The following is a 19,602-nucleotide window of genomic DNA, read 5'->3' as shown; positions in this document are numbered from 1 at the left end:
GTATTTGTCATGTCACCCGGATCTTGAGCCGAAAATGATGCGGCGTTACAAGTGCTCCGCCTTTTTCCCACTTAATGAGAGGAAGGACCATCTGATGCTACTGCCGGAATCCTTTCTCCGTGCCGCCTCTTTTGCCGTCATCCTTGAGCGTGCCGGGTTTCCAGTCGCGGGCGATGCCGAGATCGGCGGTGACTTGTTCGATGAGGGCGGTGATGTCCACATGGCCGAGGCGATTGTAGAGCGCGGGGACGTAGTGAGCATCGCGGATGAAGGCATATCGTTTCCAATGAGTCAGCGCATCGTCGAGGTGGCGGAGAGCTGCGTCTTGCTCGAACTTATCGCCGTTCGCGTCAAATAAGGCCAACGCGCATGCTCCGCGAATCTTCGCGGCGTAGTAGCGACCCAGCCATGCGAGGGCTTCGCAGTCGTTCACGGTCTTTTGGAGTTCGGTGTCTTGTTTGGCGGATTCTCGGAGGGCTGCGAGCGCGGCGAAAGTCTCGGCAGCGGCTCCTTCGAGTGCCGTGGCAATGTCGAGTGGAGTGGTCTGCTCCATCGGCTGGCGTTTGGTGAGGCGGGTGCGCCAGTTGAGGATGTTGAGCACGTCTGCGCCGGGCATTGACTTGCCTTCCATGAAATGCCGCACGGTGTAGAAGCCCTGGCCTTTGCTCTTGCGATGGCTCCAGCAGGCTTCGGGGAACCATTTGAGGTCGATGTCGCCCCAGAAGAAGCGGGTGATGAGCGGCATGACCTGTGAGGCGCTTTGCAAAGCGGTGAAGAGATGCGTTGACGAGACCTGTGGATGACGGGCGGCGAGGATGCGCTCGAAGTGCGAGTCGGGCAGCGAGGGATCGTAGGCGAGGCGGCCCCAGAGCATAAAGGAATACCATTGCTTCTCCATAACAAGCGGACGCTTGCCGGGAGCGGGGTTGCGATCGAGGAACTCGCGGCCCCAGCAGTAGCCGTCCGGTCCCATGTAGAAGCCGGCGATCTTGTCAGCAGGCGGAATGTTGGTGATGTATTCACGGGCGTAGGCGGGATCGCCGAAACGGAAGGTGTAGATGTCGTCGTTGCGAACGGTGAGCCAGGTTTTGCGACCTGGCGCGAGGCCTTCCAGCAAAGGTTCGATGAAGATCGGCTTGGTGATGGAATACATGTGCGCCACGCTGTATTTGAAGCTGAAGTCAAAGGTGCCGGGGTAGTCTTTGAAGGCATCGAGGATGTCGCTCTGTGCGGTCCAGTGGAAGCGGTGGATCATGTTGAAGTCACGCTTCGGCTCGTTCTTCAACGCATCTCGCACGCCTTCGCCGTAGGTGTCCCACAGCCAGCGTTCCTTCACCTTGGAATCCATGTCGTGCGGCATCCCTTCGCCCGCTGTGATCCCCATGCCAGCGAGCAGCGGGTAGGTCTTCACCATCTCCCGGACGCTGGCGCGGAAGTAAGCCTTCGTGATGTCATTGCCAAGGTCGTCGGTGATGCCGTGCTTGCCCTCGGCTCCGTAGGTGAAGACGTTCCAAGTGAAGACATAGATCGTTATGCCGCGATCTGCGGCCTGCTGCATGACCCAGCGCCAGAACTCGATCTTTTCATCCATGGTGATCTTTTTGACGACCTCGTGATTGGCGAGCATTTCATCACGGACAAAGCCTTTGCCGGAGAAGCTGAAGCTGTCGTCGAGCTTGGCCTTGGTGCGCCAGACATCATCGAGCGCGACTTCGGGGAACTCGGGGACTTTCACCATGGAGGGGAATGGATGCAGGCTCCAAAGCGAGAGCACGTTGTAGCGATGACGCGCCATGGCATCGAGGTAGTCGATCCAGAACTCGCGTTCCCACACCTCCGGGATGTTCGCCTGTGCGGCGTCGGAGCTGTCGGTGTAGCTCGGGGTGCGCAGATCGAGCGGGATGTTGAACTTGATGCCGCGCTTCTCGATGTGCGGTTTGTTTTCGGAGTCCTTCAGCGTGTTCAGCGTGTCGGTGCGGATCGCCTCCGCGATGTCCAGCCCGCCATACATCGCACCGGCAGCATCGCCGCCGATGACGCGCACCTTCGCGCCTTCCCGTTCGATTCGATAACTCTGCGCCGCGTCTGGCGTGACACTGAGGGTCACATCCGGCACGGGTTGTTTGGCATCCTTCGCAGCGCGCTCAATTTCTGTCGCTGCAAACTTCAAGGGAGCCGAATCGGCGGGCTGGCGATTTACCGCTGCGTGCGCCGGGAGGGCGAGTGCCAGAATAATTAGTGAGAGAATCGTGGGTGGATGAATCATGAGGAATTGTGGGAAAATTAGTCTGTTTTGCGGAGACGTGTATCAGTGAGATCGAAAGTGCCTTTGGCATCGCGTGGCAGGCGGAAGCGCAGGGATGTCTCATCCTTGAATGTGGTTTTGATCTTGAACTCGATGCTGTGCTCCTGCCACTCCTGGGTGAGCGGTATCTCCGCTTCCTTGGAGACTTTGCGCCAGTCGTCGGCCAGCTCGAACTCGACGGCTTGGCCGAGCGTTCCCCGCGCGCGAAAGGTGAAACGGTAGCGGCCACGGTCGAGCTTGATGCCATTTCCAAAGCTGTAGTTGAGGCTTGAGCTTTTGCCAAAGTCACCGGTGACGCGCATGACTCGGCCACGCTCGTTGAGGATTTGCTTTTCGAGGCCGTGGCCGTGGCCGTCGGCCTCCAGTGTCCAGTAGCGCCAGGGGTTGATGAGTTCCGTGCTCGGATCAGGAGTCCACGGCGTCACGGCTTTCACGGGCGGCAGCGGCGGCGTTTTCACGGATCGCAGCTTCTCGGGCACGATGTAATGCAGGCTGTCGTCGAAGGCGGGACTGTCGAAAGTGGGGTCTTTCAAATCCACCGGCGACTTTCCAATGCCGATGTTGCTGAGTGGATGCCAGCCGCCACGGAGGTAGTTCGTTGTAGCGAAACGTGCGCTTGGCACCATGCCGCCCTGACGATCTAAAATAGCGAGGGCGACGATGTATTGGCCCGGTGCTATGCTTTTCGGCAGCGTAGCTTTGCCTTCGTTGGCATTCGTCTTCGCAGCACGACGATACGCAAAGGCGGCGCTGTCCCAATCCTCTCCGGGCATCCATTGTCGAATATCCACGCCACTGAGTGGAGCTGACCAGACGAGCGCTTTGCTCACGGGTTCCAGCAAACCGACCGCAACAGGCCAATCGAGATAAAAGGGGGCGCTGCCGGTGTTTCGCACGCTGAGCTTCACCGTGAGATTTTTGCCCGGCTGCACGCTGAGCGGGTAGCTGGCGGCTTCGAGCACGAAGCGATAGCCGAAGGCCCTTTGGACTTCTCCAGCACCTGCGAGCACGTCTTTGTCGGATGCGTCGTAGTTGTCGATCCAGCCGAGGTAGCTCGCGTGGTAGCGGTGGATCTTGTCGATCATGTAGCGGCGATAGGCAGGCTGCTCCATCGTCTCGTCGGGTGTGCGGCCAAAGGTCTCTTTGGGCTTGGCGTTGTCGCGCTGCTGCTGCCAGTTGTATTCCACCTCGCCCTCGATGGGGGCGCGCTTCCAGATTTGGGGATACACATGCGTGGCCTGCCAGGGGAACTGGTCTTTTGAGCCTTGAGGCGGTTCGCGGTCGATGTAGGCAAAGGTGTCGTAGTAGATGCCGAACCCGGCCTGCATGAACTCCGGGTCTGTATGCCGCACGAGCACGGGCTTGTGCTTGAACGCCTTTTGAAATGCCTCGACCAGCAAGCGTCGCTGCTGGGCCATCGGTGCCGGATGATGGTGCTCGCCGAAGTGACCGATGAGGCCCATCTGCACAGCAAAGATGCGCGGGTCATTGTCCCAGGCTTCGCCGAGTTTTGCCACGAGCCGCCGCAGCCTGTCTTGGAAAGCAGGGCTGTCGTAGTCGAAGGTGTGCAAGTCTGCGGGCCAATGCTGCTTCGGGTCTTTCTCCGATCCGATCTCACCATTCCAGTCCAGATACACACGCGGCACGAGTTTGACGTTCAGGTCCTCGAAGCGCTTACCCTTGGTGGAAGTGATCTTGTTCGTGTGCGCGATGATGCGCTCCACGCTGTCGCCCTCGCCGACCTCGATGTCGCTCCACTTGATGTATTGACGCTCCAGCAACCCGTAGCCGTCCTTCTTGGCTTCCCGGAAGCCTTTGAGCGGATTGTTGATCGCACCCTCAAACACCGGTGGCACGACCGTTACCCAACCATCGCGAACTGAAGTGCCGTTTGATCCCGAAAGGGGGGCGTCAACCGCGAGGATGCGCTCCATCGGAAAGAGCGAGCAAAGTAGTAGAGCGAGACAGAAGATGGGTTTCATGGATGGCTGAGGTGCGGTCTTCGTCACAATCACTTCTTGTGCTGTTTGAGTGTCGCCATGGCTTCTGCCAATCCTTTGCCGATACCGCCGAAGATCTTCGTGGAGCCAAGGTAGAGGAACTTGGCGTTGAAAACGCCTTCTTTGGATATGATGCATTCGTGCTTGGTCAAAATCTCGTTACGCATTTTGTCTGTTAGGGATCCTTTTGCCGCAGGTTTCAGCTTTTGCTCATCGGCAAGTTTCTTGGCCCTTTTCTTTGGCATCAATCCCCCATCTCCCAGTTCCTTTTCTGCCAAGGTCAGCACAGGTATAAGAAGACGCCCATCCCAAGTGCGACGCCTACCGACACGACTGAAGAGATGAGGATTTGACGTTTCACCTGAGGCGTCGCCTTCCGCAGCAGGCTCACCGTCACAAAGATCGAATACAAGGCAATGCCGATGTAGGCAGGCAAAGCGAAGGAGTTGTTGGGAAAAAGGCACGCAATAAGGATGATGGCGCCGCCGGGAAGGATGGCCAGCGGGGGAAGGATAGAGCGCATGGGGATGGGAAGCTTGATTGGACGATTCGTGAATGGCGGGACACGCTTGGTGGCCCTAGAACTTTAGCTCTAGCTTTAGGGTACCTCTGGAAACCGCTATTTGTCAAAATTTGCGCGTTGTAAATGAAGACGTTACGAGGCGGGGAAACTTAAAAGCTAAGTATCCAGAGGTGCCCTTTAAACTATGAGTTTGGCATCTCATTCAAAAGATAACCTCATGCCCCTCCCTCGATTTTCCATCCGATTGTCACGATTGGTTCCCGACCCCGTTTTCCGGAGCGCGCTCACGGATCATACCGTCTTCGACATCCACGATCCGGTCGAAGACATCGAGCGTGCGGTGGTCGTGGGTGACGACGAGGACGCCTGCGTTGCGCTCGTGGGCGACTTTGGCGAAGAGTTCCATGACCTGCCGACCGCGCTGGCTGTCGAGAGCGGCGGTTGGTTCGTCGGCGAGGATGAGGCTGGGATTGTTCGCGAGCGCACGGGCAACGGCGACGCGTTGCTGCTCGCCTCCGGAGAGGGCGACGGGGAGGTTGTTGGCACGCTCGGCGACGCCGAGGTAGTCGAGCAACTCCATGGCGCGTTGGCGCGCGGCCTTGGGCGCGGTGTCGTTGACTTCGAGGGCGATCTGCACGTTTTCCAAGGCGGTGAGGAAGGGGATCAAATTTGCTTTTTGAAACACGAACCCGAGGTGCTGGCGGCGGAAGGCACGCAGATCGACGAGCGCTTTGGAGCCATCGAGCACGGGCGTGCCGTTGATGGCGATCTGGCCGGAGGTCGGCGGATTGATCAGGGCCATGGCGGTGAGGATGGTCGATTTGCCGCTGCCGCTGGGGCCGAGCATGCCGACGATCTCGCCGCGTGCGATGCTCAGCGTGGCATCGCGGATGGCGATGACTTCGGTGTGACCGCTGCCATACACTTTGCGCAGGTTTTGGACTTCGACGGCGGGCGTGCTCATGCGGAGAGGACGGTGTTGGGTTCCACGCGCAGGGCTTTCCAGATGCCGAGCATGCTGGCGAGCGTGGAGATGATGAGGACGATGAAGCCGAGCGAAATCAGGTCCGCCGTCTCGATGACAACAAGCCGTGGAAAGCGCGGAAAGGCGAACTGGCCGATCCACCATGCGAGCGCGTAACCAAATGCACCCATGAGCAGCGATTGCTGAAGGATGAGTCCGCCGATGACGCGATTGCGCGCGCCGATGAGCTTCAGCAGCGCGATGTCGCGGATCTTGTCGAGCGTGAGTGTGTAGATGATGAGCGCGATGATGATGGTGGAGATGATGATGAGCAGCACGCGGAAGAGGCCGAGCTGCCGCTTCGCCTTGTCCACCATGCCGGAGAGCAGCAGGTCTTTTTGCTCCTGCGTGGAATACACCGTGATGTCCGGCCAGTTGCCCAGCGTGGCGCGCACAGCGGCGGCATCCGCACCCGGATGCAAGGTGACGAGCACGGCGCTGACCTGCGGCTTCGACAGTGCGGGAATGCTGCTCGAAGGACCAGCGGCGCGGTCGAGCAGCAGCGGTTGCAGGCGGCCGATCTCGATGTTTTCCAATCGCGAACGCCGCGCCGCGCGCTCCAGTCGCACGGCCTCGCCGGGCACATCAAATTGAATCGCCAGCGCATCGCTCACGGTGAAAAACGCCAGCCCATCACCGCTGGAGCCGACCATGCCCTGCGTGTGGCCAACGACTTCATACGAGTCTTTGCCCAGCGTGATTTTTTCGCCCAGCGGCAGCTGTAGCGTCACATCGGCGATCATTTCATAGTGCGCCTGCCGCAGCGCACGCCCCGCCACGAGCGGAATCCATCCGCCACGGTCATCCGGCCACGAAAGCCCCTGCACCACCATGCGCAGCGGCCTGCCGCGATGCACACGCTGGATGGTATGCGACACGAAACGCCGCGCACTCGCCACGCCAGGCACCGCGCGCACGCGATCCTCCAGGCTGGCTGAAATCCGCGAGATTTCCGCAAACGGCCCGCGCGTGCTGCCCTGCACGACCCACAGATCCGCGCCCACGCGATCCACCAGCAGCGTGGCCTCATGAATGAGCCCGCGATAGATGCCGCCCATGCCCATCACGATCATGAGCAGCAGCCCGATGCCCACCGTGGTGAACACAAATCGGCCCGCGTTGTGCCGGATGTCGCGGACGGCGAGGTTCATGGCCGCACTTGCTCCGTTTGGATGTAAACCTCCGCCCGCTGGCCGATGGTCCAGTTTTTTGGCAGCTCGTTCACACGCACATCGACGAGGAACTCGCGTGTCTCGCGGTCCGTCTCGCGTCCGATGCGCGACACCACGCCGGGATAGTTCTTGTCGCTCTCGGAGCGGAAAACAATACGAGCCATTTGTCCCGCCGCGACTTTGGAGATCGCCGTTTCATCCACCCACGCGCTCACCCAGATCTCATCCAGCGAGATGATTTCCATCAGCGCTCCGCCCGGCACCAGCATGTCGCCCGGATCGCGATCACGCCGGATGATGAGCCCGTCGTAAGGCGCGTGAATCTGCGTGAAAGCCATCTGCTCCTTGCGATACAGCAGCGTCTTCTCCGCCACCAGCACCTGGCCTTGCGCTTCCGCGATGGCCGCATGGGACCGCTTCAAATCCGCCTCCGCCACATGCAGCGCCTCGACCGCTTTGTCCGTGTCCGTCTGCGACACCGCGTTGGAGGCCAGCAGGCCGATCAAACGCTTGTGATCCAGCCGCGCCTGCGCCAGCACCGCTTCCGAGCGAGCCAGATCCGCGCTCACACGCTCCGCCGTTTGCCGCGCCGCCGCCAGCGTCGCCTCCGCGATGGCCACCTGCTGCTTGATCTCCGCATCATCCAGCCGCGCGAGCAGTTGCCCCGCCTTCACCTTGTCGCCTTGGTCCACCAGCACCTCCGCCAGCCGTTCCTGAATGCGTGCGCTCACCGTCGTCTTCACCCGCGCCTCCAGCGTGCCCGTGCCCATGACTTCGTCAGCGTTGGTGCTTTGAGTCACATTCGGCACGATCACCTCGGCAGGTTTAACTTTGAGTTTATAAACCACGAAGACCGTGATTCCGGCCACGATGAGCCATGGCAAGATGCGGCGGAGTAGAGAGGTGAGTTTCATCAAGCCTCAACGATGCCCCTCATTCCCACGCTGTCGAGCAGATAACCACAGCCTGTCTTGCGCAGAATGCAGCAAGAGCCGCATGGGATGACCATCTGGTTCGGGTTTTGCTGTCATCGGTGCCCATCGCCGCCCACACATCGAACCGCAGTCTCGCCTTCCGTTTGTTCCCATTCTGCCCCTCTCATGCAGAAAAAACCAAAGCCATTTTCCGGCAGAAAGATGGAGGCAGCATCGAGATCCCAGAGGTCGGATTAAGGTATTTCCGGTGAGTCAGTCATGGCGTTTTATGGTATTGGGGTTTCGGGGCTCTAAAAATCCAGCACCGGCAGCCCATCCACGATCTTCATCGTCTCTAGGCTCACGGTGATCACACGAAGGAACAGCTCCATGGGATACTTGGGGTTGTTCATCGTTTCGGTGGCCCAGAGCTTGGACTACGGAAGGCCCAGAAGGCACGGGTGATGGCCGGAACCTAATTTTGATCTCCGCATGGGACTCCTGCCGGCTTTTTGCGCTCTCGCCCGAAGCGTGACCGATAGGATCAATCACCCACACGTCAGAAACGGTGCCGTGTTCAAAGGGCAGCGGCTGGCAGGGGATTTGCTTGCGGTCCCCGTGGGAGTGAAGCACCCTCAAAGGTGTCTGATTTCACCGCAGTCGAATTGTTCACATCCACACCATGCACTACCTCCTCATCGCTTTAAAACTCATCGTGGCACTTGGCATTTTGAACGTCTGGCTCCTGCGCTCCGGCAAGGCCACCGCGTATCGCGGCAAGAACGCGAAAACCCTGCGCGAAGAGTTTGCCGTTTATGGCCTTCCGTTCCCGGTCTTCTGCCTCATCGGCATTCTCAAAGTCGGGTTCGCCTTGGCGCTTCTGGCCTCGTTTTGGATTCCCAGTCTGGCGCAACCCTCGGCGGTTGGCATGGGAGTGCTGATGCTGGGAGCTTTCTTCATGCACCTCAAAGTGAAAGATTCGAGCAGCAAGGCGCTGCCCTCTCTTGCGGTGCTGGCGATGTGCGCCGCCATTGCGCTGCTGTAAGCGGCGAGCAGATCAGAAGCCGGCAAGGCAGAGATAGGTGTTGATCGCTAAATAAAACAGCGCCGGGATCGTTTGCAGCATGGTGTCCTTAATATGGATGCGAACGATGACTGCGACCAGCATCACCAGCGCCAGTCCGCCCGCTGCCGCCTGCCCGATCCAGGGCTGACTCATTCCCGCCAGCAGGCCAACCCCAGCGAACCACTGCAAGGCACCCACACCTATGCGCTGCGAGGCGAGACGGTAGCGAAGAAACTCCTGTTTCATGCGACTCGAAAAAAAGCACGCCGATCCATAACCGAGAAAGGAGAATGCGGAGAAGAGGATCAGGGCGGTTTTCAAGGCGAAGACTTTTAGGTGGTGGGATGCTGTTCATAACATCTTATTTGGCCATACGTCTGCCATGAATCAATCGTGGCAATACGTTCGCTCTTGGCTCCGAAACACAGAGGTGGAATTCCAGACGTGCCACTCACCACTCCCTCTTTTCTGGAAAATCGCATTCAAGGGGCACGCGACGACTGAATGACGCGCACGCCGCGCTGCTGGGTGAAGTATGGCCATCCCGCGTGTAAGAAGACTGAGCCGCCTCATCTCTGGTTTGTTCGTGCTTCTGGTCTTATCTCACACCGCCAGTTTCAGCCGGGCGAAGGCTCCACACATGCTGGTGACAAGGGCGCGTGGATTGGGGACGATGTCGTAGTGCTGGCGGCTGAACATGCGCGGGAACTGCTCGCAGGCGCGTTTCTCGATGGCGAAGGCGTGTGTCATGATGCCATGACGCTTGCCGTTTTCGATGGCCTTGCGCACGTCACGGATACCGTATTCGCCCTCATACCGGTCGTAGTCGCAAGGGCGGCCATCGGTGATGAGGAAGATGACACGCTTCTCCGCTGGCTGACGAATGAGCAGCTCCTGAGCATGACGTAGCGCAGGGCCGATGCGGGTGTAGCCCTGGGCTTCGAGACTGCCAAGCCGGGCGCGTGTGCCATGCCATGACTCGTCGAAATCTTTGATGAGATGGAAATCACACTGGCGGCGCGTGTTCGAGCTAAAGCCAGCCACGGCAAAGGTTTCGATGAATTCGTCCATGACCTCGCCAACGCAAAAGAGCGTCTCGCGGATGGTGTCGAGCACGCGGACGTCGTCGAGCCATGCATCGGTGGAGTAGCTCTGATCCATCAGGATGAGAGCGGCGACATCGTGCAGCTTTCGCTGGCGCTGGATGTAGAGGCGATCATCGGGGCTGGTGACCAGAACGGCGGGCGGTGAACGCGCAGCGGCGGCTACGTCGATGTCAGGTTTCTGGCCCGTCTGGCTGGCGTTTCGCACGCTGCGTCTGCGTGGCGAGCGCGGCGAGTTTTTTCCGCAGATCGAGAATGACCGAGCGATGCTTGGTGGCCGTGCGTTGAGCCCAGGAAGGATCACTGTCGCGCAGTGATTGCTGGCGGATGAAGCACCAGTCGGGCTTGTGCTGTTGCTTTTTATAATCCCACTCGGGATATGGAATGCCAGCAGCGGGAGCATCATCACCGACTTCAAAGGCTAGGCCATCCATGACGATGTCACTGCGGTAGATGGAGCGTGGCCGCTCACGGGTGCGCACGACGTGCTTCATGTCCACCGAGCGCAAGGCCTCGGCGTGTTCGTCGAGTTCGTCGTCATCGTCGTTTTTTCGGTTCAGGCCGCTGGATTCTTCGAGCGTCTCCGCCTTCTCAAAGGTGTGGATGGGCATTTCAGACTCGATGGGCTGATCATCCTCGCCCTGGAGCACGGTGATGTTTGTTTGGCCCTTGCCTTCGATCTCGGTGACGCCTTCAGGCTGCTGCAGAGTATCGGTGGGTTCGGCCAAAGGCTTCGTTTCGGCTGCGCAGGGCTGTTTGGAGAAATCCGGGCTACCGATGACCTGCCAGAAGTTCTTTTCACCCAAGGCGGCCTGCGCCGCGATCACCCGCGTTTCGAGTGACGGAAATGTGGCGATCAAAGAATGCAGATCCGTTGCCTGATCACGAATGGCGAGTGCTCCGAGCAGTGTCTTGAGCTGGAAGATGGATTCATTGGCATCGCGAGAGTTGGCGAGCGAAAACTCCGGTGGCAGGAAAATGCGTTCGTGGTCACAAAGCACGGCGTTGGGTGTTTCGAGCACCATCACGGGCTTTCCGGCGATCATGTTGGCCAGCAGAAAGAGCTGCTGCCTTCGTGGCTTCAACTCGACTCTCACAGCGGCGGCTTCACGCTCACGCGGTTTTTCGACGAGGCGTTTATAAAGCGCCTTGAGGCCGAGAAAGACGTTTTCCTCCCATTCAAACATGGAGAGAGATCAGAGGGTGAGTTCGATGACCTGGCGAATCGCAGCGAGCGCATCGGGATCATCGGTGAGCGGCTCGGCGATGGCGACGGTGGCGGCGTAGCGCGGCGGAAGGCCAGCTTGGATGAGCTTGGCGGCGTCGATGAGCAGACGGGTGGAAACGCTTTCCAGCAGTGAGAGTTCGGTCAGTGCACGGACCTTCTTGGCGATGCTAACGAGCGCACGGGCCTGTTTGTCTTCGATGCCTGTTTCGCCGGTGATGATGCGCGCTTCGAGATCTTCAGATGGATAACCAAATCCGAGTCCGATGAAGCGCTGACGGGTGGAGGGCTTCAACTCTCTCATGCTGCGCTGGTAGCCAGGATTGTAGCTCACGACGAGCATGAACTCCGGCGGTGCGTGCAGTGTCTCGCCTGTGCGATCCAGGAACAACTCACGGCGATGATCGGTGAGTGAATGAATGACGACGATGGCATCCGCACGAGCCTCAGCGACTTCATCGAGATACAAGATAGCCCCTTCACGCACAGCGCGTGTCACCGGTCCGTCGGTCCACCGAGTCTCGCCTCCGATGAGCAGGTGACGTCCGAGAAGATCGGTGGCGGTGGTATCCTCGTTGCAGGCCACGGTGATGAGCTTGCGGCCCAGTTTGGCCGCCATGTATTCGACGAATCGTGTCTTGCCGCAGCCGGTGGGGCCTTTGAGCATGAGCGGCAGTCTGGCCGCCCATGCTTTGGCAAAGAGTTCAGACTCGCGCCCGGTTTCGAGATAAAAAACAGAATCAGCACTCACAGCACAGGGGGCAGATCTTCAACTGCACGCACGTCGGACTGCGCGGCTTCATCCGTGGGCAGGCCGAAACGCCAGAAGTTGTAAACGTAGAAGCAGATGCCGAGTAGGAAGAGACTGGCGGCGAGAATGAGGCCGACGAAGTGGATCTCGATTTCTTTTTGCACGGCGAGGAAATCGAGCCCCATGCGGCGCTCCAGATTCACCTGCGTGATGCCAGCGACAGCAAAGGCGCCGGTCATCGCCACCATGCCAATGTTGCTCAGCCAGAAGGCATAACCGGAAGCGGCGTTGTCCCACAGCTTGCGGCCTGTGAGGATGGGTAGAACATAGGCGATCATCGCGAGATTGATCATGGCATACGCGCCCCAGAAGGCCATGTGGCCGTGCATAGCGGTGACGAGTGTGCCGTGCGTGTACATGTTCACCTGAGGCAATGTGTGCGCGAAGCCCAGGAAGCCTGCGCCAACGAATGACATGATGGCGCTGCCGAGTGTCCAGTTGAGCGCGGCTTTGTTGGGATGTCGGCGTCCGCCTTTCTTCGCCATGGCGAGCGCGTAGATGGCCATGCCGAGGAATGCCAGCGGCTCCAGTGCGGAGAATATGCCACCAATCATGAGCCAGTATTTTGGCGCACCGATGTAGTAGTAGTGATGGCCTGTGCCGAGGATGCCGGAGAGGAAGGTGAGGCCGACGATGATGTAGAGCCATTTTTCCACCACTTCGCGATCTACGCCCGTGAGCTTGATGAGCAGGTAGCAAAGCAGCGCGCCCATGATGAGTTCCCACACGCCCTCGACCCAAAGATGCACGACCCACCAGCGGTAAAAGGAGTCCAAAGTCTGGTTATCGAAATCAATCATACCTGGCAAGTAGAGCAGCGCTGCAGCCAGCAGACCAAAGTAGAGCACGATGGCGGTGGTGGTGAAGCGCTTCCCTTTCCAGATCGTGAGCCCGATGTTCGCGAGGAAGGTGAGCACGTTTACCACGACGAGGTAATCGAGCGGTCGCGGGATCTCCAGGAACTTGCGGCCCTCCCAGTAATTGAAGTGGTAGCCCACCACAGCGATGACGCCGACGACGAGGAAGGAGATCAATTGGAGCCAGGCGATCTTTGGCCACACCAGTTCGCGGTCTGCTTCTTCCGGGATGATGAAATAGGCGCTGCCCATGAAGCCGAGCAGGAGCCAGACAACCAACAAATTGGTATGCACGGCGCGGGCGGTGTTGAACGGAATCCACTCATGGAGGCCGTCCATGCCGATGCGGGCAAAGCCCATGATGAAGCCATAGACGATCTGCAAGAGGAGCAGCACCATGGCAGAGGCGAAGAACCAGTAAGCGATCTTTTGGGATTGGAATTTCATGATTAGAGAACGGGTAGTAGGTTATTTCGGCTGGACCGCAGGTGCTGGAGCAGGCGTGGGCACGGGTGCCGGTGCAGTCGGAGTTGCCGAAGCGGGATTCAGGCTCATGAGGTAGTCGGCGATTTCATTGAGCTGCGCCTCATTGACGGCCACACCGTAGAGGCTGGGCATTTTCGTGCCAGGTTTGATCTTCTGCGGATCTTTGACCCAGGTGATGAGTTTCTCGCGGTCGTAGCGGCGGAAGACATCATCAAGCGGTGGCGCACCAATGAGCGCACCGGCGGCACCACCCTGTCCCTGGATCTGATGGCAGCCAATGCATGAAGCAGTGGTGAAGATGGCTGGAACCGGCTTTTTCAGCGGCGCTGGTCCTGACGAGGCTATCGTAGGAGTTGGCGTGCCCATGGCCTGCAACGCATCACGCAGCGGCGGATCGGCAGGGAAGCCATTCAGATCCACGTTTCCGCACCATTCGAGAAAGGCGATCACTTGATCAATTTGCTCATCATTGAAGTCATACTTCACCATTTTGCGCTGCCCAGGGAACATGGCCGCAGGATTCTTGATGAAGATCTTGATCCAGTCCTTGCCGCGTCGCTCAACCACTTTCGTCAACTCTGGCGCGTAGTAGGCACCTTCGCCAAAAAGCGTGTGGCAGCCCATGCAATTGTTCTGTTCCCAAATGTGCTTCCCGGCGATCACAGCGGGCGTCAGATTTTTTTCATTTGTCTGGTCAGGCACCTTCAGATGGGTGTCGATGGATAGCACCAGGAAGATGCCGAAAAAGACGGCAGTGCCTCCGAGGAAGAAGACTTTGGCTTGGAGTTTGGTTAACACGGCGGCTCTACGGGTTCGGGTTGGAATTACAGAAACCAAGTTCTGTAATTCAAAGATTGCCTGTCTCCACGCGAAGCCTCAAGATCGAAGGCCGTGTGCATTATGGCATCCAATGCGCCTATTTTGTTTTCAGCCCACAGGCAGCCGGATTTGTGGCATGGGGTTTGCGAGGTATGGATTACCTCAACCATGCTAAAGATCGGAAAACTCGCCCAACAAGGCATCGCAGCCGCCAGTTACCTTGCGCAGAAATACGACGAGGAGGGAACTCGCGTCAGCGCTATGGAAATCGCGGATGCACGCGAGCTCCCACGGCCTGTCGTGGCGAAGATCCTGGCAGCTCTGTCACTGCACGGCATCACGACCGGAACCACAGGACCGCACGGTGGTTATCGGCTGGCTCGTCCGCCGCGACACATCACGCTACATGACATCGTGGCGGTATTCGAGCGCATGGACATCCGTCCGATGTGCCCGTTTGGTCCAAATTGGTGCGGCCACGGGCCGCCATGTCCGATGCACGACGCCATTTCCGTGGCCGCAGATGACGTGACGCGCTTCCTTCAAAAACAGCACCTTGGGCCGTTCTGCGGCCTCAAATCCGAGCCTGCCTGGAAGACTGGCCGTCGTGGCAAAAGTGCGAAGACGTCCTGAGCTGCCACGAGCCGAGATCAGGCTTTCAGGATGGCTTCAAACTCCTTGTCGGTGAAAGCCTGCAACGTCTCGGTGCGCACGTTCCCGAGCGCGGCCAGAGAGGCCAGCAGGTGGAGAATCTTGGCCTCACTTTCGGCACTGAGTATCAATGCGCCATCCTAGTGGCCGATAGTCCAGAACTGGCCTTCAACTTTCACGCCTGACTTTGCGGCGAGATCGTCAAAAGCATGAGCCCGGGAGGTGGACTTCTTGATATGGCTGGAGCCTTTTTCGGTGAATTTGAGAAGAGTGATGCAGCGGCACAGGGCAGAGATGGGTTGAGTTTCGCCCACTAAAACGTGCCAGCACTTTCACCGCACCCGCAAGGCTTGCGTAAGGCTGCGCCCGTGTTGAGATACATGTTGAGCTTCGTATCGTCGCAGCCCTCCTAAAAGCTGTCGAAAAACGCCCCGATGTCTCCAGTCTCCGGCTGGGCATTGTAGTCGATGGCGGCACGGGGATGCTGATTGAAGAGGCCGGTGAGCAAGTAGGGCAGGTCGAAACCCCAACCGAGTTCGTGACGCAGTGGCTCAATCGTTTCAGCAACACATTGGAGCACGGGGCGCAGTTGATACTGCGGATCACGCAGCAGGCCGAGGAGCAGCTCCATGTGGCAGTTGCCCGCACCACGGCCGAGACCGGCCATGGTAGCATCGAGGTAGTTCGCGCCGAGCACGATGGCCTCGATGGTGTTGGCGTAGGCGAGCTGGAGGTTGTTGTGCGCGTGGATGCCGACCTCTTTGCCGCATGCTTTGGCGTGCTGGAGATATTTCTGCACGAGACGACGTGTTTGCAGCGGATAAAGAGCGCCAAAGCTGTCCACGACGTAGATCGCCTGCGCCTCGGAGGGTGCGAGGAGTTCCAGTGCGGCTTCCAGTTCGCAGTCGCCATGGACGTAGCAGGCGACGCGGACGAGATCGATGACGCTTTCCTGCTTTGCTGGAATGTCCTCGCGGTAATCGCACTTGCCGGCATCGGCCATGATGGAAAGTTTCAGCGCGGTTGCGTTTTCGCCGACGATCCGGCGGATGTCTTCCTCCTGGCAGTATTTCCAGCAGCCGTGCTCGCCTAGCTTGATGTTCTTCCGCGAGGCGCGGTAGCCGATCTCCATATAGTCAATACCACCCGCGACGCAGGCGTCATAGACAGCCTTCACGATACGGTCCTCGAAGTGGTGGTTGTTCATCAATCCGCCGTCGCGGATCGTGCAGTCGAGCACACGAATTTCTGAGCGGTGGGAAAGCCAGTCGGTGGACATGAGGTGGCAGTTTAAAACTAAGGCGTGATTTTGACAGGCGGTGGCGGCGGTGTGCGCACATAGACGAGCAAAGCATCAACTGGCACCAAGTGGCGGTAGATAAATGCCTGCATCATGTCCTCGGCTGGAACGGCCTCGGCGGTGATCGTTTTGCTGCCATCCTCAGCGATACCTTCCAGCATGAGGGTGACAGGCTTTTCGGTTTCACCAGCGGAGGGCACGGTAATGGCGATGTCGGCCACGTCCTTGTCGGCAGGCACGACGGCATTTTTGACCGCTGCGCAGCGCATGCACGGTGAGCTTCGCGCTGCCGCCCGGTCTCGTATTGAGTGAGGATGGCGTGACACGCAGCGAGAATGACGGCTCCGCCACATGCACTTTGAGCTGGTAGGCGTTGGTGATGCCGCTCTGACTCTGCGTGTCGGTCACGCGCACAAAGGCCTGGCCGTCAGCCGGGAGCTTCACACTGATGCGTGAGTCGGCATGGTGCGTGGTGAGCCCAGAGGCGAGGTCTTCATGGTCGTCGTTGAAGGCGATCTGGTTGCCGTCGTTGTCAAAGACCGTGAGGCTGGCATCCACGGGCGAACCGAGACGGCGAGCGAAGATCTCGAAGATCATTTCGTGATTCCCCCGGCCTTTGACGTGGTAGAAATCCGCGTCGCCGGTCGTCTCGATGCGTCCATTGACGATGACGGGCGGTTTCAGTTCCTGCGCGGAACCAAGCCCAGCATTGGGCTCACGCTCACACTCCTGCGACACGGTGTCGATGTGGAAAGGAATCGAGTTCGAGCGCAATCCGCCAACCGTGGCATGCAGCAGCGTGATGCCTGCCTGCGCAGGCGCTTCATACTTCTGCTTGAACTCGGTGCCAAGATTGCCGCCCTGGAAGGTGATCTCGATCTTTTCCCCTGCGGTCGCGCCGAGTGGTGAAATACCGGTGAGGAAGGGCAGTTCACCCACGGTGATGCGATAGACGAAATCGTCGCGCCCGCGATAGATCGAGTCATGCACGCGGATGTGATAAAGCCCATCCGCCGGAATTTTATAGAAGAGCACGGGATCGGGATCGAAGCGGTAACCGTCCGAATAGGCCACCTCGTAGCCTTCTTCATTGTGCAGTGAAACGATGGACTGAAACCAGCCAGGCACCGCATCCGCCAAATACGGAATCAAACTGCGTGCATGCATAGCGAGCACGACTCGCTGGTCCTTGTTTGCTTTGAAGGTGAACTCATCCACCTCGCCGGGCATGATGCGGCCATTGAGCGTGACGGGCAGTGAAACTGGCGGGGTAACGAGTTTCTGCTGCTTCACGGCATCCATACCACCGCGATAGTGCTCCAGGTCGAACTCGGGCGGAGGCTCGGCCTCACGGGCTTCGGGAAGCTGGCCGACGACGAAACGCATCGGATTGCTGAGGCCGGAGGGTGTGTGCACGCGCAGATGACGGATTCCCGGCGTGGCTACCTCGGCCACGGTGATCTTCACACGCACGCTTTCGCCGATCTGGTTGTTAAGCTGCTGCTTCGGATCGTTGCGGCGGCGGTCATACTCGGCCATGAGGCGCAGGTTTTTTTCCGTGAGGTCGGCCTCGCGTAACAAGCGACGGATGGTGGCCAGAACTTGGTCGGCGGGCAGTTTGTCGCCGCGTTTCATTTCGCGGAACTTGCCCTGCACCTCGCGCAGGCGGTCCCGGTAGTCATCCACGACTTGAGCCGCCGGAATTTTGTCGTGTTCGAGCACTTTAGCCGTGATGCCCTCGCCGGAGACGATGACCTGCGATTCTTCATCGAGATATTGCCCGCCGATGATGACCTCAAAGCTGGTGCTGATCTGCCCGCCCGCAGGATACACAAAACCAATGCGCGGCGCGGGTTGCGCCTGAGCAGAGATCGCCATACCAACCATGGCGGCGAGCCCGTAGAGGCGGGGAAAGTGAGCATTGAGTTTCATGGTGTGGCAGTAGTTAAATGAGTTCCGTCAACAGCCCGCCCATGGGCACTTTCTCTTCCTTGCCAGGCACAACGAAAGTTGGTGTGCCTTGTGGATGTGGTAGCGGTGCCTCCGCTGGGATGCCGAGCTGACCGTAGATGCTGCCGATGACATCCGCCGGATACACAGGCCGCTCCGCGACCTCCTCGCCAGTGGCGTTGGATTTGCCGAGCACCTGGCCGCCTTTGAATCCGCCGCCTGCGAGCAGGCTGGAGAAAACTTTGCCAAAATGATGCCTGCCACCGTTCCACGGCGACTCGGTGGCCACTTTCGGCGTGCGGCCAAACTCGCCCGTACACCACACGACAGTGCTTTCGAGCAACCCATGCTCGGCGAGGTCTGCCAGCAGTGCGGCGAGGCCTTGATCGAGTTCCGGCAGCTTGCGGTTCATGATCTGGAAGTGCTGCTTGTGCGTGTCCCAACCTTTGTAGTTGATGGTGATGAATGGCACGCCTTTTTCAACGAGACGCCGTGCCATGAGGCAGGACTGACCAAACGTATTGCGACCATAGCGCTCGCGCATCTCCTCCTTCTCTTGGCTGAGATCGAAGAGTTTGCCAGCGTCGCCCAGAATGAGTTCATAGGCCTGCTGTTCGGAATCAACGACGGTTTTCAGCGTCGCATTGCCGGGCAGGACGCCACCCAGAGTGTTGAGACTTCCGAGAAGTTTGCGCCGTTCTTTTTGATGCTCCTCCGTGATGCCGGGCGTGACGATTCCTTCGACAGCGAATGGCTGACGCGCGGGATCGCCACCCGTGGCGAAGGGCTTGTAGCGTGGGCCAAGGAATCCAGCCTCGGAGAAGCGGCCCTGCGGCTCTGTGAGCACGACGTACGGCGGAATGAGGCCCTTGTAGCCCGCGTCGTAGCCTTTGAAATATGACACGACTGCGCCGAGACCGGGGAACACATCACGCTCCGACGAGCGGCCAGTCTGCACTAGATAGGCGGCGGTTTCGTGTCCGTTGTTCCCATGCGTCATGCTGCGGATGAGCGAGTACTTGTCCGCGTTCTTCGCGAGCTGCGGCAGCAACTGGCCGATGCGCATACCACTGACGTTTGTTTCGAGCGTTTGATCCAGCGCGCCGGTGTAGTCGCGTCCTGCCTCCGGCTTCGGGTCAAAGGTGTCGATGTGGCAGGGGCCGCCCCACAGCCAAATTTGGATGACCGACTTCGCCTTGCCCTCCTTGGCGATGGCGGCAGCACGCGGCGCGGCGTTAATCCTGAAAGGCTCCATCAGCAAAAGCCCGGCGGAACCATAGACGCAGCGGCGCAGTGCCTCGCGGCGCGAGAAGGGGATGCCGCCCATGTTTTGGGTGAGGCGCACGACATCGCGTGCCACCTCATTGGGGGGCAGGAAGGAGTTCATGGGATGAGT

General features: G+C 59.1%; 20 protein-coding genes. 2 read left to right on the top strand and 18 right to left on the bottom strand.

Translation table 11 applies throughout. The features are described from left to right. Positions 1-97: 97 nt before the first annotated feature. The 7 genes from ACILSL_RS17690 to ACILSL_RS17660 form a co-directional block, all read right to left on the bottom strand. Positions 98-2,266: a carbohydrate-binding family 6 protein gene (locus ACILSL_RS17690; RefSeq protein ID WP_395733384.1), complete on the bottom strand. Its 2,169-nt coding sequence runs from the start codon at positions 2,264-2,266 to the stop codon at positions 98-100. A 17-nt stretch (positions 2,267-2,283) separates the two neighbouring features. Beyond that, a complete protein-coding gene (locus ACILSL_RS17685; RefSeq protein WP_395733383.1) occupies positions 2,284-4,287 on the bottom strand; it encodes a DUF4832 domain-containing protein in 2,004 nt (667 codons plus the stop codon). Between the two features lie 29 nt (positions 4,288-4,316). After that, on the bottom strand, positions 4,317-4,592 hold the full coding sequence (locus ACILSL_RS17680; RefSeq protein ID WP_395733382.1) for a hypothetical protein: 276 nt from the start codon (positions 4,590-4,592) through the stop codon (positions 4,317-4,319). Beyond that, positions 4,586-4,828 carry a hypothetical protein gene (locus ACILSL_RS17675; RefSeq protein ID WP_395733381.1) on the bottom strand — a complete coding sequence of 81 codons (243 nt, stop codon included), beginning with the start codon at positions 4,826-4,828 and terminating at the stop codon, positions 4,586-4,588. Before ACILSL_RS17675 ends, ACILSL_RS17680 begins: the two co-directional genes overlap by 7 nt. A 247-nt stretch (positions 4,829-5,075) precedes the next feature. Further along, entirely contained in the window at positions 5,076-5,792 is a 717-nt protein-coding gene (locus ACILSL_RS17670) for an ABC transporter ATP-binding protein (RefSeq protein ID WP_395733380.1), read from the bottom strand. Further along, positions 5,789-7,003 (bottom strand): ABC transporter permease, encoded by a 1,215-nt coding sequence (locus ACILSL_RS17665; RefSeq protein WP_395733379.1) that lies wholly within the window; start codon positions 7,001-7,003, stop codon positions 5,789-5,791. Before ACILSL_RS17665 ends, ACILSL_RS17670 begins: the two co-directional genes overlap by 4 nt. After that, on the bottom strand, positions 7,000-7,938 hold the full coding sequence (locus tag ACILSL_RS17660) for an efflux RND transporter periplasmic adaptor subunit (protein ID WP_395733378.1): 939 nt from the start codon (positions 7,936-7,938) through the stop codon (positions 7,000-7,002). Before ACILSL_RS17660 ends, ACILSL_RS17665 begins: the two co-directional genes overlap by 4 nt. Before the next feature lie 682 nt (positions 7,939-8,620). Here ACILSL_RS17660 and ACILSL_RS17655 point away from each other — a divergent pair. Then, the gene (locus ACILSL_RS17655; protein ID WP_395733377.1) at positions 8,621-8,983 is read left to right on the top strand and encodes a DoxX family protein; all 363 of its coding nucleotides are present in this window, start codon (positions 8,621-8,623) and stop codon (positions 8,981-8,983) included. Between the two features lie 12 nt (positions 8,984-8,995). Here the strand turns inward: ACILSL_RS17655 and ACILSL_RS17650 are convergent, their stop codons facing one another. From ACILSL_RS17650 to ACILSL_RS17625, 6 genes are all read right to left on the bottom strand, one after another. Then, on the bottom strand, positions 8,996-9,325 hold the full coding sequence (locus tag ACILSL_RS17650; protein WP_395733376.1) for a DoxX family protein: 330 nt from the start codon (positions 9,323-9,325) through the stop codon (positions 8,996-8,998). Between the two features lie 282 nt (positions 9,326-9,607). Further along, entirely contained in the window at positions 9,608-10,315 is a 708-nt protein-coding gene (locus ACILSL_RS17645) for a nitric oxide reductase activation protein NorD (RefSeq protein WP_395733375.1), read from the bottom strand. Next, positions 10,281-11,294, bottom strand: coding sequence for a hypothetical protein (locus ACILSL_RS17640; RefSeq protein WP_395733374.1), 1,014 nt, complete (start codon positions 11,292-11,294; stop codon positions 10,281-10,283). The genes ACILSL_RS17645 and ACILSL_RS17640 overlap by 35 nt, the downstream gene beginning before the upstream one ends. A gap of 9 nt (positions 11,295-11,303) precedes the next feature. Further along, complete coding sequence (locus ACILSL_RS17635; RefSeq protein ID WP_395733373.1) at positions 11,304-12,083, bottom strand: CbbQ/NirQ/NorQ/GpvN family protein; 780 nt, start codon at positions 12,081-12,083, stop codon at positions 11,304-11,306. Next, positions 12,080-13,447 (bottom strand): cbb3-type cytochrome c oxidase subunit I, encoded by a 1,368-nt coding sequence (locus tag ACILSL_RS17630; protein ID WP_395733372.1) that lies wholly within the window; start codon positions 13,445-13,447, stop codon positions 12,080-12,082. The genes ACILSL_RS17635 and ACILSL_RS17630 overlap by 4 nt, the downstream gene beginning before the upstream one ends. 21 nt (positions 13,448-13,468) lie before the next feature. Continuing rightward, complete coding sequence (locus ACILSL_RS17625) at positions 13,469-14,284, bottom strand: c-type cytochrome (protein WP_395733371.1); 816 nt, start codon at positions 14,282-14,284, stop codon at positions 13,469-13,471. A gap of 189 nt (positions 14,285-14,473) precedes the next feature. Between ACILSL_RS17625 and ACILSL_RS17620 the strand changes: the two genes are divergently transcribed. After that, on the top strand, positions 14,474-14,938 hold the full coding sequence (locus ACILSL_RS17620) for an RrF2 family transcriptional regulator (protein WP_395733370.1): 465 nt from the start codon (positions 14,474-14,476) through the stop codon (positions 14,936-14,938). A gap of 17 nt (positions 14,939-14,955) precedes the next feature. On the opposite strand, the gene ACILSL_RS17615 is transcribed toward ACILSL_RS17620, so the two are convergent. From ACILSL_RS17615 to ACILSL_RS17595, 5 genes are all read right to left on the bottom strand, one after another. Next, the gene (locus tag ACILSL_RS17615) at positions 14,956-15,087 is read right to left on the bottom strand and encodes a hypothetical protein (RefSeq protein WP_395733369.1); all 132 of its coding nucleotides are present in this window, start codon (positions 15,085-15,087) and stop codon (positions 14,956-14,958) included. Positions 15,088-15,365: 278 nt separating this feature from the next. Next, complete coding sequence (locus ACILSL_RS17610) at positions 15,366-16,235, bottom strand: aldolase catalytic domain-containing protein (RefSeq protein WP_395733368.1); 870 nt, start codon at positions 16,233-16,235, stop codon at positions 15,366-15,368. 17 nt (positions 16,236-16,252) lie between these two features. Beyond that, complete coding sequence (locus ACILSL_RS17605) at positions 16,253-16,495, bottom strand: hypothetical protein (protein WP_395733367.1); 243 nt, start codon at positions 16,493-16,495, stop codon at positions 16,253-16,255. After that, positions 16,440-18,188, bottom strand: a complete 1,749-nt coding sequence (locus ACILSL_RS17600; protein ID WP_395733366.1) for a hypothetical protein — start codon at positions 18,186-18,188, stop codon at positions 16,440-16,442. Before ACILSL_RS17600 ends, ACILSL_RS17605 begins: the two co-directional genes overlap by 56 nt. A gap of 13 nt (positions 18,189-18,201) precedes the next feature. Beyond that, complete coding sequence (locus ACILSL_RS17595; RefSeq protein ID WP_395733365.1) at positions 18,202-19,593, bottom strand: DUF1501 domain-containing protein; 1,392 nt, start codon at positions 19,591-19,593, stop codon at positions 18,202-18,204. Between the last annotated feature and the right edge of the window lie 9 nt (positions 19,594-19,602).

This window comes from Prosthecobacter sp., assembly GCF_044222345.1.
Taxonomy (GTDB): domain Bacteria; phylum Verrucomicrobiota; class Verrucomicrobiia; order Verrucomicrobiales; family Verrucomicrobiaceae; genus Prosthecobacter.
Note: the sequence above shows the minus strand (reverse complement) of the source record. Positions and strands in the feature narration are given on the sequence as shown.

Excerpts from the sequence above, each read along its gene's own strand:
- ACILSL_RS17690 (WP_395733384.1), bottom strand. The coding sequence starts at position 2,266 with ATGATTCATCCACCCACGATTCTCTCACTAATTATTCTGGCACTCGCC.
- ACILSL_RS17655 (WP_395733377.1), top strand. The coding sequence starts at position 8,621 with ATGCACTACCTCCTCATCGCTTTAAAACTCATCGTGGCACTTGGCATT.
- ACILSL_RS17670 (WP_395733380.1), bottom strand. The coding sequence starts at position 5,792 with ATGAGCACGCCCGCCGTCGAAGTCCAAAACCTGCGCAAAGTGTATGGC.
- ACILSL_RS17675 (WP_395733381.1), bottom strand. The coding sequence starts at position 4,828 with ATGCGCTCTATCCTTCCCCCGCTGGCCATCCTTCCCGGCGGCGCCATC.
- ACILSL_RS17620 (WP_395733370.1), top strand. The coding sequence starts at position 14,474 with ATGCTAAAGATCGGAAAACTCGCCCAACAAGGCATCGCAGCCGCCAGT.
- ACILSL_RS17665 (WP_395733379.1), bottom strand. The coding sequence starts at position 7,003 with ATGAACCTCGCCGTCCGCGACATCCGGCACAACGCGGGCCGATTTGTG.
- ACILSL_RS17595 (WP_395733365.1), bottom strand. The coding sequence starts at position 19,593 with ATGAACTCCTTCCTGCCCCCCAATGAGGTGGCACGCGATGTCGTGCGC.
- ACILSL_RS17640 (WP_395733374.1), bottom strand. The coding sequence starts at position 11,294 with ATGTTTGAATGGGAGGAAAACGTCTTTCTCGGCCTCAAGGCGCTTTAT.
- ACILSL_RS17685 (WP_395733383.1), bottom strand. The coding sequence starts at position 4,287 with ATGAAACCCATCTTCTGTCTCGCTCTACTACTTTGCTCGCTCTTTCCG.
- ACILSL_RS17630 (WP_395733372.1), bottom strand. The coding sequence starts at position 13,447 with ATGAAATTCCAATCCCAAAAGATCGCTTACTGGTTCTTCGCCTCTGCC.
- ACILSL_RS17600 (WP_395733366.1), bottom strand. The coding sequence starts at position 18,188 with ATGAAACTCAATGCTCACTTTCCCCGCCTCTACGGGCTCGCCGCCATG.
- ACILSL_RS17660 (WP_395733378.1), bottom strand. The coding sequence starts at position 7,938 with ATGAAACTCACCTCTCTACTCCGCCGCATCTTGCCATGGCTCATCGTG.
- ACILSL_RS17610 (WP_395733368.1), bottom strand. The coding sequence starts at position 16,235 with ATGTCCACCGACTGGCTTTCCCACCGCTCAGAAATTCGTGTGCTCGAC.